The organism is Candidatus Hodarchaeum mangrovi (assembly GCF_975850365.1).
In genome coordinates this window covers 1-14,190 of the sequence record NZ_CDLCQJ010000077.1, presented here as the reverse complement: position 1 = coordinate 14,190, position 14,190 = coordinate 1, and the positions used below count along the sequence as shown (strand labels likewise).

The window sequence follows — 14,190 nt, the reverse complement described above, 5'->3', positions numbered from 1 at the left end:
TCGTGAGTTATTTCAATCTTTTTTCTTCTCGTTTAAAAGACTTATTTCGATAACACGGCTAAATAAGTTGCATGAAGTATATATTTTTCAAATTGTGTTAGCTTTTACTGAATTTATGGTTACGACATTCCTACCATTAATTATTATTTCTCGGGGTTATACTAGAGGGTCAGTTGCTGAAATCACCTTCTGGGCAACTTTGATAATAATCTGGTTCAAGCCCTCTTTAGGAAATCTAACAGATAAACTAAAATTTTCTTATATTATTACCATATCGCTTATTGTCATCTCCCTCTGTGTATTGAGTTTTATTTTTATTGCTGATTTTTGGCTTATTATAGTTCTTTATGTTATTTTAAATGCTGCTATCATTACTGGTTATACAGCTGAAAACGGAGAGGTAGCAAGAAGAGGACCAGATCATTTGAGAGGAGCTACCCTTGGAGCATTGGGTTTTTATGTATCTTTTGGACGAACCTTATCTACTGTAAGTTTAGGGCCAATTTGGGATAATTATGGACTGATTTCTGTCTTTCAAGTCACAGGAGTTTTAATTCTTGTTATTACTTTTGTTTTATTCTTAATTTATCGGTCTAAGGATCTAGAAAATATCAAAACCCTTAATCAAGATACAATAGAGATGTAATCTCCTTCTAGCAGAGATAAACGGATTTACTAAATTATAAAATTTTCCTTTATTGATATTTTTTCCTAAAAGCATATTTCATTAAATCTCCTAGCTAAATATTCTGAAAAAAACAAAGTAAATTAATTATCTTTCAGCTGAAACTTGATCTTAAAATATAAAATTACAGGAGATAAAAGCAATGGCTTTAATTTCAGAAAAAATCAATCAAGCATTTAATAAACAAATTCAAGAAGAATTGAATAGTGCCTATATCTATCTTTCTATGAGTATTTGGCTTAAAGAACATGCCTATAAGAATCTTAGTTCTTGGTTTTTCGCTCAATATAATGAAGAGCTTTCGCATGCTTATAAATTCATTAATTATATTATAGATGTTGGTGGAAAAGTTACTCTATCACAAATACCTCAACCCAAATCAGAATGGACCTCTGTTGAGGAGATTGTAAAAACAGCTTACTCACATGAGCAATATATTACTAATTGTATTCGTGATCTAGTTATACTTACTGAACAAGAGAAAGATTTTAATCCATGGCAACTTCTTCAATGGTTTGTCACAGAACAAATTGAAGAAGAAGCAAACACAGAAGAATTAGTCATTAGACAAGCTGCTTTTAAGAATGATATGTTGTTCAATCAACATACAGTTCGTCAAGCTGAATAAGAAGAATTTTTTTTATCCTTCTTTTTTTCTTATTGTATTAAATATTCTTTTTTTAATTGTTGGGGGTTGGAATAGAACCCGATTCTAATATTTTCGATTAATATATCAATTTCATGCTTAATATCATAGGTTAAAAGTAAATCTTGAACATGAGGTTCAATAATGTCAGTAATATCTCGTGCTTTGGCAATTTCTTCTTCATAATCCAATTCCATGGGATCAATTATCAATTCGAATAATTTTGCTACCTTACCAGGTCTAGTTGCTCTACCATAACGCTGAATCTGTTCTCTTCTATTTCTTGTCCCAGAAACTACAATAACTGTATCAGCAGGGGCATCAAATCCTTCATTTAGCATTTTAACAAGAACTAATGTATTAATTATTCCATTTCGAAATTGATTCAAAATATGGTTCAATTCTTTGTCATTGACAATAGTATTTCCTGTTAATAAGGTTGTTTCAATGTTATTTTCTTTTAAGAATTTGTGAATTTTTGTTGCATGAGAAATACGGGATGTAAAAATAAGAGTTTGGGTTGTAATAGGAGACTCTAATAATCTTAAAATCGCTATATATTTATTCGCAGCTTCTCGTGAGATTTTTCCATATGCTTTTTTTCCTTTCCTGTTAAGATAGGTTTTTTCATCGTCGGTTAAGGGAATATGGATTTGTCTATAATATATTGGAGCAATGAATCCTTCTCGAGCCAATAATCCATAACCAATTTTGTGAATAATAGGTCCCATCGTGGCAACAACCAATGATGAGTGTACACTTTTTTCAATGGTTGCTGATAAAGCCATTCGACGTGGTATTTCTAAATCAACTGCAATATATCTAAAAGTTTCAGCCTGAATGTGATGAGCCTCATCAGCGATAATTAATCCAAATTTGTCGGTAAAAAAGCCGATAGTGTCCTCAACGATGGCTTTTTCCCTCTGAACTTCAGATGAAAGGTTGCCAGTTAAAGAATGATAATCCTGTAAATATTGAGATAATAATTGATATGTACTAATAACGACGGGTCGATCTTTAAACAATTTTTTCTCCCCATTAAATATCCCAATTCGTTCATTTGGGATCCCCAGAAAACGTCGAATCTGGCCAACCCACTGATCAACTAATGCTAAATTTGGAACAAGGATTAAGGTTCGTTGTTGGATTTTATTAATAGCATCTATCCCAAGTAGAGTCTTGCCTGACCCAGTTGGTAGTTCAATAGTTCCAAAAAATTTTTGCTCAACCCACTTTTTCATACCTTCCTCTTGATAAGACCTTAAAGTATAAAGAGGGTCTATTCCTCCTTCCCAGCTTTCTTCAGGTGGAGTAAAATCTATAAAGTTTAGATCAAATAATTTTACTTTCTCTTCAGAGTTAAGCGAGTCATTAATCACGCGCCAAAAGTAATTAGCTCTAAATGCAGCAAAATAAGGAATTCTTACTTCTCTATTTCCAGTCTGGTGAATAACGGGAATATATTCAGAATTTGGATCATCTTCTGCCCGAATGGCCATGAATTCCACAAAGACATTGAATAACGAATGAAACCAGCGATTAAAAGGTTCATTCCATGTTATATAAAGAGCGTCTTGCTTATTTTTAACATCAATCCGATAGTCTTTACAAGCGGTTTCAGCTAGTTGTTTTATCTTCTGTTCCGCATCTCCTTGATATATTATTTTGCATCCTGCTTTTATTAATTGTTTAATATCTTTTTCTGCCAGCTGAGGGAATTGAAGAATAAATTTAGTAGGTCGATGGGTGTTTTTTTGTTTCCAATATCCTGTTTCAACATGTAATTTCCGCCATGAACGTTGCCATATATTGAATTGTTCTTCTGCCCATGGATTGTAAAAAAATTTGCGATTATAATTCGATTGATCGGTTTCTTTCTCCAAATAGGTAAATAATTCTTCTACGTTGATATCACGTTCTCTTTCCCCCTTATAGTGCGCTCTTCGTGCTGGGATCCATCCTGTCAGTCTTTGGAATGGATAGTATGGAAGATCTACTAAGATAGATAAATCTTCATTAATTAAAACATCAAAAGTATGTCCTTTCTGGTGTTCGAGAAGATTTTCCCAGGCAGTTTTAGTAATTTCCTTTTCCTTTTTTCCTAAACCAAGTCTTTCTCGACGTAATATTTCTAGATCTGTTGGACATTCATGTCTTCTGACATTATGTAGGCAGAGTTGTGCTCCACATTTACTACATCGGTAGATTTTTCGATTCGAGCTATGGCATTCACTGCAGATTTCATTTATTTCAATGGTCAAAGTAATTAATCCAACCATAATTTCAGATGACTAAATTCATTGGACTCCTTAACAGTCAAAACCCTCCAGAATAAATTTTAAGACAATTTTGAGAAGCTGTTATTGGATTGGAGGGGTGCTATGGTAAATGAGTAGGAATGAAAACATCTAATGTAGGGATTCTATTAGATAAGTCACAGGGAGATTAAAAATAACAAAATTCCCATCAACTTTTTTAATTAGGAAATATCCCTCATTTATTGGTTAAAAGACTACAAATTAAAAATCTTTCTGATTAAATAATCGTTCTCTTTAAAATTAATTCTCCTCGGGTTCAATTTGATTACCACAACTTTCACAAAACAAGTCTTCTCGTAATACTGGAGCTCCACAATCTGAACAATATCTAATATATTTATCTACAATGGGAAAATCAGAGTTATTTGGCGGGAAGAAGGTTTCTAAGGAGTGTTGAGGAGAATCTCCAGCCCTTTTTCTTACTTGTGCAATGTCAATGGATTCCGATTTCTTTAATGGCATTTTCAGGAGTATAGCAAGTTGTCTAGCATTAGATGGAGCTGATCCTGCAGGATGATTATTGAAATAGGTAAAAACCTCTTGGGTACGTTCAGTAAGTTCCTTTAATTTTGGAATCCAATTTTTTAATTCTTCTTCTGAATACTCATAATTGTACCAAGGTTTTAAGCCATGTCCATGAAATCGAATATAAGAAAAGTCAGCAGTAGTAGGTGTAATCGGAGGTAATAACGGTTCATCTACTATACAATACGCAGTATTAGCATTTGTAAGTAATGAGAGCGTTTTTTGAAGATTTTGCTGCGTAATCCAAGAAGGCTCCCTGAATTCAACAGCGAGTTGTAATTCTGATGGCCAATTCTTTAAAAAGAGTTTTAGATTTCCCATATATGAGGTAGAAAATTTTGGGGGTAATTGAAGTAACGCTGGACCTAATTTTCGATTTAAAGGGCTCATCAATTCTATAAATCGCATTAAATCAGCCCAATAATCTTCCTGAAGTTTTCTTTCATGAGTAATTAACCTTGGGATTTTATATGAAAAAATAAAATGTTCAGGAGATTGTTTTGCCCATCTTTCTACTATACTAGGACGAGGATAATGATAAAAGGTTGTGTTTATTTCTACAGTGGGAAATATCTCTGAATAATAGGCTAATCTTTGATTATCTTTGATGTATTGTGGATAAAATGGGATACGGGTTTTAACATTGTTTTCAACCCAATCACTATACCCAAAACCTGATGTGCCAATAAGAAAGGTATTTTGCATTGATATATTCACAAATTTAAGGCTTTTTGAAGTTTCTCAAACTGGTAATTAACTAATTTATTGTTTATTTTACTTGTAAAATCAGAGTTAAAATTGTCTTATTTCATCTCTTTAATGTATTAGATGTTTCTTTTATTCGCCATTTAGCGAATTCCAACTGTTTTTTATCAATGAATAAAATAATTGAATAAGGTGAAATGTTAAACATCAAGCAATATTTTGTTGGAGAAAGAGCAATTTCAAAATGCTCAATAGTAAATTCCGTTTTTACTGAAAGCTCAAGAATGACTTTTATTGTGTTTGATATCTCTTCACTAAATTTACTAAACTCAGAACCTAAATCAGTATATATTTGGTTCATCTCAGGTCTTGAAAATATTAACATATTGTCAAAGATAACTTCGTTATATGATTGGATCAATTCTAATAGCCGACTTAACTGTAAAACATCAACTTGAAGAAGAGTATCATATTCCTTCCTTATATACTGGTTAAACTTCTCAAATTCAGTTGGAATTTGATAATTAATTTTCACTTCCTCAAGCTGTTTTTGATAAATGGTTTCAAATCGCTCAACAAGATTATATAAAAATTGTTCATAAATAGGGCCAGTTTGATAGCAAAATAATACACCATACAAATGATTTCCTTCAGCTAAAATAGCACTATATTTTCCATAAGTAATATTACGTGTTTTTGATGATTGTGTCCCAAATGTCTCTTGCATTATATTCAAAATTGCAGTTAATAGACCTGAGCGAATTTCTGAATTATATAAAATATCTGGACGAAATTCATAACTAAATAAAAAAATTCCAGTTTCTTTATCAAAAAATTCTAGCCCAATCAAAATTAAGAAACAGCCCCAATATTGTTAAAATCGTTTAATTTTTCTTCTAATGACTCCTTCTGGTCTATCAGTGGATATTACTACATTTTCTTCTAATTTTTTCTTTATAATAGTTTCAAATAGCTCAATAATCCCTAAACCATTAAGCGCATTTGTCGAATAAAATGTACCCATTTGTGCTAGAAATACTCTCGCATTTCCAGCAGCCTTGATCGCAGAATCAATACTTTCTGAATTTAAAGATGATAGAGTACAAGTATAATTATTCCATTTTTCTCTTACTCTTAGAAATGGATCTCTTTCGCTTTTTTCACTTGTATATTCGATTGCACCACCATATTGAAGAGCTAGCGGTCTTCTTTGGAATAATAAAGACCCAAAATCTTCCATAACTGAGATCATAAAAGTATCAGACTGGTTATGTACGACTTTTTGATCAAAAACAATTTGAGCAGCTATCTCTCTGGCAATAGCTCTTGTATTGACATCAGTCATCGTATTCGGGTAAGAAAAGTCATTTTTTCTAATTACATTATAGATAAAAGCTTCAAAATCAGGGAAAGGCAGTGAATCATTCAGCATTTGGAATGTAAACTTGATTTCCTGTCTGCTTTTTGATACAAGCGATGGTAAAGAATAACTCCCCTTTCCATAATTCAGTGCCAATTTGACCATATCTATGAGTGCTCTTTGAGTTTCTGATCGCCATTTTTGAGACCGTATGTGCTCTTCTATATCTACCTTATTTGCGACATATAGGATAGTCGGAACATGTTCTGTTGTACCAGATTTTTCATCCAAAAGCTTTTTGATCTGTTCAATACTATTCCAACAAGAAAAAGCTCTTGACTTATCAAAGATGACCAATACTAAATCATTTTTTCCTGCTAATTTTCCCATTACACTCCGAAAGTGATCATAAATATTCTGACCTCCCACATCTACCCCCTCAATGCTTACACGAAACGTTTGTCCTCTCCAGATATAAGGGAAAATCATTTTAAAATCTTCAAAACCAATAGTTTCAGTATCTAAACTAATGTTTTTAACTAGGTCCCAAGAAACTCTTCCATACTGTACGATAAAACCGTTTTTTTCTACCCATGCTAAAAATTCAGGAGTTAGTTCTTCTTCAAAAGAACCAAGAGCTACTTCAGCTTTCCCTAAAAATATTCTATCTCTGTAACTTTCACTTTGATTTTGGAATATTTTTTTAAGATAATTAATAACTAATTGTCCGAAGGTTAAGATAATTTGTGTTTTACCTGACATCCCATCTCCTATTAAGATTATTTTCTTCAACGAGCGATCCTGCATATCTTTCAGGTCTACTTGCTTGGGTTGAAAACCAGTAAAATGTAATTCCTTTAGGGATTTAGAATCATTCAAATTAAATTGCTCCAAAGCTAATATTTTGAATTAGTTGACTATCGAGTTTATTTCCTTTCATTACCCGAATTTTGTTTAATGGAAAACATTGATTTAATTCGTTTAATGGTAATAAGTTAAAGTCCGCTACAAGCTCTTCAAAGAAATTATATCGTGTTTTTAATAAATACTGAATTGTGCGTAATCCCATCTTCGATTTCATTTCTTCTTGAGCAATTAAAATAAGAATATAATCAGGAGCTACATAATGAATGAATATTACTTTATATCGTCCATTATCATCAAATATAAGAAGAGATGGATACATGAATTTATTATTAATAAACTGAATATCCATATTATTAAGGAAAGTAAACTGTTTACTATTTTTTTGAAGTTTTTCTTTTATTTCTTGAGCAGGATCTAAAAAAGGAACCACTAATTGTGCAAAAGCACTAAAAGACTTAATATTCTCCCCCCAGAATTCGATAATTTCAGGGATTATGCAAGTCATTTGCTCATGTATTATCTGTTGTAGCTTCATACGATATGCTGTTGTAACACGCAAAGTTGATTGAGAAACATTATGCATTAATCTCAGCTCAGACTTTGAAGATTGTATTGAACTGAAAAGATCCTCTTCTGTTGCAATGCCACTCATTAATAGAAGTTCTGCTTCATTTAATAGTTGTATAAGTATCTCTTTATACAATTTATCTGGAGAGTCCAGATTTTTTTGATTTCTATCTATTAACCCTGATAGAACTTGAGAGGCATTTTTAGATAATGGATTTAATGTTCCTAAAGGAATATTTTCTTTTGTTATCAGTTCTAGAGTTAACCCCGTTATTTGTGATCCTTCATAAGGATTTTCAACATAGCTAGCTATTGAGGAGAGATTAGAATCATCTAATTGAAATACAATTGTTTCCAGATTTAGCCCTAATAGACTTAATCCTGTTGCTTTTTTCACTACATCACTAAGAGAGAAGTTCAGTCCTTCACTGAATGGGTAAAGGTTTAGTATATTATTACAACTTTGGATTGAACTGCCTAAGTAATAGATTAAATCTAAATTTCCCTGTCTTTTAGTCGATGTTTGGCTTAATTCACCTTCTTCTGAAAGTGCTTTAGATAAAATATTCATAGCAATTTGGGCATCACATTGAACAGCTTCTGGAAAGACCTCCAATGTATATTCATGCAGCTCATCAATCATTGATGCAGTTTCAAATCTAGAAATATGGCGAACATTACCTACAATAAATGGATAAATAAAATTTCTAATATCATTTCTTCCTGTACCATAGAAGAACATTTGAAGAATTTTTTGTTCTCTTTCTTCATCAACTTCTTCTTTTAGCTCAAGGATCTTTACGATTATTTCTACAATGTTGATTGTTGAGTTTGCCCATTTTTTAATCAAACTAGTAATAAATTCTCTGGCAATAAGCGACAGGATACTTGGTTCATTCAAAACTGAAGATCTATTTGACCGAGGTAAAGCCTTTTGAAGACGATTATCGGATTCTAGTTTGGAAATAATTCCTCTTATATTATATGATTGATTAAATAGCTCAATTTGATCAATTAGAAAATTTAATATCATTTCAACAGTATAAGGGACTTGTAAGATCTCAATGCACTCTTTGATGGAGTGAAGTTGTTTTGACAAAAGATCACGAAGGAATAATCCTTTTTGGATTTTTTCTTCTTTCTTAAGAACCAATCCTTTCATTCCTTCCTCTACAAGAAAAATTACCCCTCCGTACAATGTTTTTAATAAAAGATCATCTGGATCAGATGTTCTTTCCAAACCAAGGGAAATGTCAATTATCTCACTATAAACATGACTAGCGCGGATGTACCAATCTATAACTATTTTATCTAGCTTAGTTCGTTCCTCAATCTCTTCATCAAATGTTTTTCTGTCAACTTCTTCCTCCACCTCTCGGTTTATTAATGAGTTAATTATTTTTTTACTAAAATTGAACGCTGAATTTAGATAATGTTCCACTCCCTCACGATCTGACAGTTCATGATTTTCTGGTAATTTAATAAACATAGAAAGGACTTCACTATCCTTTTTGCCACGAGGAATGGAATCAAGTGAGGGTATATTGAAGGATTCACGCAGGCTTTCAACAACTAATTCATTGATCTCAAGTGTTGAACGATCTAATGCAACGAGATCCTGATAATACCGGATGATTTCTCTCGATAAATCCTCCATTTCGTTTAGCCATGCTTGTTTTACAGGTTGTTCTATATATAATTCGAATCCTTTTCTTAGAATGTCTTTGATCCATGCTTTGCTTATTTCCAATCTTATAGCTAAAAAAGAAAGCTTCAAGTAATTTTGAGCTTCATCAGCAGTAGTAAAAAGAGGATTGATAAAAGGAATTTTTCGTAATCTCTCATAGATTACATCAGACTTAATTTTATCACCTGTTTTCCTCGGACCAAAACTCATTGCTCCCTTTATTGGTCTAGGATCTTCCGCAACCATTAAGTTCAGTCTTTCTGTAACAGTTCGTTTAGTTGAAGTTGACAATCCCTTACTAGCTGTTTTAATTATATAACCATAAAAGAACTGTTTCGGCCAAGAATCTGGGAAAACACTTTGATAATATTTCTTTATACTCAATATTTGATTGCCTAATCCTCTTGGAGCCCCACTAAGATTTTTAATAGCTTCCAACAACGAATTTTCTATTCCCCCTTTATTTACTGCTAGAAGAAACGAATAAGTTAGCTCTTTCGAAAAGAATTTAATCGCAGATTCGATTAGGTTTAAATCAGTATTCTCAAACATTTCTTGAAAAGAAAGTAATTGTTTTGATGATGGTAAAATTAATCCTAAGTGATTTTGGAAATCTTTTAGAAGATCTAAAAGGGTTCTTTCTTCTCCAATTTGAACATTTTTAGTCCATTCTAATATTTTAGCTCGTACTAAAATTCCAAGTAGTCGTTGTGAGATGGAGGTCAATTCACTTGGAAAAAATTCGATATTTGGATAAATTGCGAAATTATCTAGTTGAAAATTATAATCAATTGTTCTCTCAATTGTTAATAGATAAGATCCCTTGTTTTCTGGTCCTTTCAATAAGATTAAATCCAATAATCCCTCTAAGTACGCTTTAAAAAATTCGTGTACCTCTTCCTCTGTAAACGCAACGTTTGCGACACGATTTGCGGTTCGAATTACTCTTTTTAACTCAAAAATTCCTCCAAAAGTTTTAAAAGCCAGAAGTGACGCCCCCATTAAAACAGAAACCTTATCCTTTGATGCATGATCCATTTTCATTTGAGGATAAATGAAATTGATACCCAGGAGTTCAAATTCTTTTTGCTTCACTTTAAATTCTTCAAATAAAAATCGGTAGCTGTTCATTCCATCTTCTTTGTACACAGTAGTTTCATATGCTTTAACTGCCTCTTCGATTAATTCTGGGTGCGAAAGCTGTTCACAACCTTCTAATTTATAGAGTATTTCTTTCTCAAAATCAATAATAGAATATTCAAACTTGGAATTTCTGGTTAAGGCTGTAAAAACGTTTTTTACCATACTATTTGTTTCAGAAAGTGGTTGAGGAGTATATTTATTTCGTTCTAATACGAGTTGAAATCGCTTTGGGATATCTTGGGGTATTTCTATCTTTGTAACTGCTGAAATATCTTCTAATTTAAATGTTTCTTCCCACAGTTCCTCATGCTCATTAATAAAATTAAATACTATTTGAGCAGTTAGATTATCTTTGGTAAAATTTTTTCCTTTACCTAAGACTTCCCCATACCAATTTACTAATTCTTCATCCTCAAAAGCAGATTTATTTTTTTCAAAATTATTGAAAATAGTTAATCGTCTTGATACAATGCTTTTAGGTATTTCTATGAGATTAAGAAGAAGAAATGTTCTTTTCAGTAAGCGGATCTTTTTATCCATGGTAAAAGGCGCCTCTATAAACTTATAGATAATGATTTACTGATTCACTACGTAACCGAAGAACTTCTAGCCCCTTTATAGTACAACCATTAAATAATGTATCCATTAAATAAAAAAACATTTGTATATACAAACCAACAGAAAAACACTCCTAGTTCGGAATGTTTCTTTTCATAACCCTATATCGAAACTTGAATCTAGGAAAAGGAATATTAAAAATTAAATTTAGGCAAGATCTAAAGTCATAATTACTCGGATCTTTAGAGTTTTTTAGTCCGATAGTGATAAGAATATGCTGGAATGAACCCTAATTTCTGGTATAGAACTAGTGCAGGGTTATTTACCTCTTCTACTTGTAAATAGATAGTGTGTACCTGATTAGTTTTACACCATTCGATTATATATTGCATTAATGACAATGCAACATGTTTTCTACGGTGGTGTGGACTGACTTCGAGACCAAAAAGTCCAAAATAACCACGTTCAACAACTCCCAATAGTCCTCCTATAATCTCCTTATTCGCAATCGTATAAAAGAATCTAGGAGCAGGATTCACTATCCGCTCTATGATTTTTTCAAGAAGTGGGTTATATGTATTCATATCCATTGAACACATCTTTTTGAAATTGAGCCAGCGTACATGGTTCTGATCGCACTCATAACGAAGGTCATCACGAATGGTCTTAGTCACCACTTGATTATCGAGTGTTTTTGTCATTACAATGGTCTTTGATTTTTTTTCATAACCTATGGTGGCTAATACTTCATCTAGACTAGGAGGAGCTACACAATCAGGAATCTGAAAGATAATCTTAGACAATTGTGTCTTTTGATATACTACCTCTGCAATATGAATGTCTGCTACAGGATCAGTACCATGATAATGGAGGGGCAGAACACTGTTTGCACGCTGTGTATAACCCTCAGAGATACGTAATATCCATCCATTGAGTAGCAAGTGCTGTCGACAAGGCCAAGCGTTATGAGTCAATTCTTGAAATAAAAGCACGCTATTTTGGTGTACCATTTACTTTCCCTTAACACGTCAGATTCATATTTTTCGAGAATTAAGTCGCTTCCGCTTGGTTTTTCATTCCAAATAAACTCCTTTTGTCATTTTCGGTTGCCTCTCTGAGCTCGTGATTCATTAGAGTGGTCAGAGTCCAAATAATCCTGAGAGAAAATGATAGATATCGACAAATTGCAGGAATCTCCTGCTCAAGATTTCATTTCTGCAGAGGAAAGATGGCAACAACTACAGCAGTGCTATCGATTCGGAATCCCCTCTCTTGATGCATTAACCAGGCTGTATCCTGGGAGTGTTGTGTTATTTCAGGGCGACCTATCCACCTCAGGATTTCGTACTCTTGTAACAAGGCTAACACTCTCACTCCTCCTGACCAATTCTCATTCTCAGATGGCGTTTATTGATGGTGCAAACCTTTTTCCGTTTTTTGAGATAGGGGAAGGAGCAAGAAGGCATCAGACAGATCCTCTTCTCGTGCTTGACAGGATTCAGCTTGCTCGTGCATTTAATTTTCATCAAGTCACCGAAATAATAACAAACCATCTTCCAGACCTGATTCGCAGGAAGCAGATTAACATCATCATGATTCCACAGATTTCTGCTCATTATTTATCAAAAGAAGCATTACAATATCAGGAATATGATAAAAGACCAGCTACATCTTCATTAACAGAACTGAACGCTTCATTAGGCGTTTTAAAGAGTCTAGCACTGCAATATGATCTAGTAATCATCATGACAGCCACAAACGCTCCTCAATCTCGCTATAAAGCATTGGGAGGTACTTATCTGGCTCATTCCGTTACCAATATTATTCGTGTCGATCATTCTGCTCCAAACAGAAAAGAAGTGCAATTTTCGTTTGAACTACTGAAAGATCCTGAAAGACCAGTGAGTCAAGTCGAAGTTGTTGACCCCCTAGAAGAGAGACAGCTGATGTCTTTGACTCATTTCTGGAGGTGAATTTATGGGTAGAACGTTACCTTCGTATCGTCGAATGCTTGAAAAAGAACGTTTCTTGTGGGAAAAACATTTTGCTTCACGATTACGTGAACCCCATCGAAGTGGCTTCACCACATTGTGGGAAAAAGCGTTTCAGCTGGCTGATGCGGCTAGTGCTAATACACGACCTCTTATGTACGATAACATTGTCATGAGTATGTTAATAGCACAACAAGTCGAAATTCAAAGGTTGAACCGTGAATTAAACCGACTAAAAGAATTATTATCATCACAGGATACGATCTGAGGATATGAAATGAAACTCCATGCATGGCTGCACGATATCGAACCTACAGAGTGGGGTGTACGATTACACTGGTTACCTGAAAACAATGTGAAACCGATTGAGGTGTTTTTTCCGTTCACGGCTGAATTTTATATCACAAAGGCCGATCGTGAAACCCAAGCTCAGCTACTCAGCCATTCACACATTGATCGTGTAGATATTGTCCCTCGGTTTCGATTCATTCATGATTGGAAACCGGTCGACGTACTACAAGTCAAGGTTAATCCTAACCATCTGCAATCAACCTATTTTGATTTGCGAAAACATTGGGATGACTATCTGCATAATGCAGATCTCAGTCTCTACCAGCATTTCTGTTTCCAGATGAATCTCTTTCCGTATGTCTATGCAGAAATCGAAATTTTCAACAACCGACTACAGCCGAATTGGCGATTATTGGAGGAATATACGGATAAAGAATACCGTACCGTCCCTTTTCGAACGCTTTGGTTACAACCAAAATTTGAAAATGAACATTTATTACGAGGGCGTCTTTTAGCCCTTAGTGTCCGACGATCAATCGTTGATTCAGAAGAAGAGCCTGTTATTTTTGAAGATCCAGACGAGGGGACAATGCTAGAAGAATGCTTTCGATATATTCGTCAAATTGATCCTGATATTATATTTACTAGAGGAGGGGATACTTTTTTTCCTGTATTAGCACAGCATGCCTTGCAAGCGGGGGTAGGAAGGATTCATCCTGGTCGTGGGCCTAGAACTCTGCAAAGTTATATTAAACGCCCTAATACGCAACGAGGACACAGCTATGCCTCGTATGGACGAATTTATTTTTCCCAACATGGTATGTATTTTGATGGAGGTAGACATCAT

At 33.7% G+C, this 14,190-nt stretch carries 11 protein-coding genes; 5 read left to right on the top strand and 6 right to left on the bottom strand.

All coding sequences use genetic code 11. The features are described from left to right. A partial coding sequence (locus ACWVCY_RS07700) for an MFS transporter (protein WP_455141749.1) occupies positions 1-646 on the top strand: 646 nt, incomplete at its 5' end. Between the two features lie 181 nt (positions 647-827). Next, the gene (locus tag ACWVCY_RS07695) at positions 828-1,313 is read left to right on the top strand and encodes a ferritin (protein ID WP_455141747.1); all 486 of its coding nucleotides are present in this window, start codon (positions 828-830) and stop codon (positions 1,311-1,313) included. A 29-nt stretch (positions 1,314-1,342) separates the two neighbouring features. On the opposite strand, the gene ACWVCY_RS07690 is transcribed toward ACWVCY_RS07695, so the two are convergent. From ACWVCY_RS07690 to ACWVCY_RS07665, 6 genes are all read right to left on the bottom strand, one after another. After that, positions 1,343-3,592, bottom strand: coding sequence for a DEAD/DEAH box helicase family protein (locus tag ACWVCY_RS07690; protein ID WP_455141745.1), 2,250 nt, complete (start codon positions 3,590-3,592; stop codon positions 1,343-1,345). Positions 3,593-3,889: 297 nt separating this feature from the next. After that, positions 3,890-4,879, bottom strand: coding sequence for a DUF72 domain-containing protein (locus ACWVCY_RS07685; protein WP_455141743.1), 990 nt, complete (start codon positions 4,877-4,879; stop codon positions 3,890-3,892). 103 nt (positions 4,880-4,982) lie between these two features. Then, complete coding sequence (locus ACWVCY_RS07680) at positions 4,983-5,729, bottom strand: hypothetical protein (protein WP_455141741.1); 747 nt, start codon at positions 5,727-5,729, stop codon at positions 4,983-4,985. Positions 5,730-5,753: 24 nt separating this feature from the next. Continuing rightward, positions 5,754-7,118: a hypothetical protein gene (locus tag ACWVCY_RS07675; RefSeq protein WP_455141739.1), complete on the bottom strand. Its 1,365-nt coding sequence runs from the start codon at positions 7,116-7,118 to the stop codon at positions 5,754-5,756. A 1-nt stretch (position 7,119) separates the two neighbouring features. After that, positions 7,120-11,043: a hypothetical protein gene (locus ACWVCY_RS07670; protein ID WP_455141737.1), complete on the bottom strand. Its 3,924-nt coding sequence runs from the start codon at positions 11,041-11,043 to the stop codon at positions 7,120-7,122. A gap of 260 nt (positions 11,044-11,303) precedes the next feature. Next, complete coding sequence (locus tag ACWVCY_RS07665; protein WP_455141735.1) at positions 11,304-12,071, bottom strand: GNAT family N-acetyltransferase; 768 nt, start codon at positions 12,069-12,071, stop codon at positions 11,304-11,306. Positions 12,072-12,227: 156 nt separating this feature from the next. Here ACWVCY_RS07665 and ACWVCY_RS07660 point away from each other — a divergent pair, with 156 nt between their 5' ends. The 3 genes from ACWVCY_RS07660 to ACWVCY_RS07650 form a co-directional block, all read left to right on the top strand. Then, positions 12,228-13,034, top strand: coding sequence for a hypothetical protein (locus ACWVCY_RS07660; protein WP_455141734.1), 807 nt, complete (start codon positions 12,228-12,230; stop codon positions 13,032-13,034). 4 nt (positions 13,035-13,038) lie between these two features. Continuing rightward, positions 13,039-13,320 carry a hypothetical protein gene (locus ACWVCY_RS07655; protein ID WP_455141732.1) on the top strand — a complete coding sequence of 94 codons (282 nt, stop codon included), beginning with the start codon at positions 13,039-13,041 and terminating at the stop codon, positions 13,318-13,320. 363 nt (positions 13,321-13,683) lie between these two features. Next, positions 13,684-14,190: hypothetical protein (locus tag ACWVCY_RS07650; RefSeq protein ID WP_455141730.1), on the top strand; the 507-nt coding region annotated here is incomplete at its 3' end.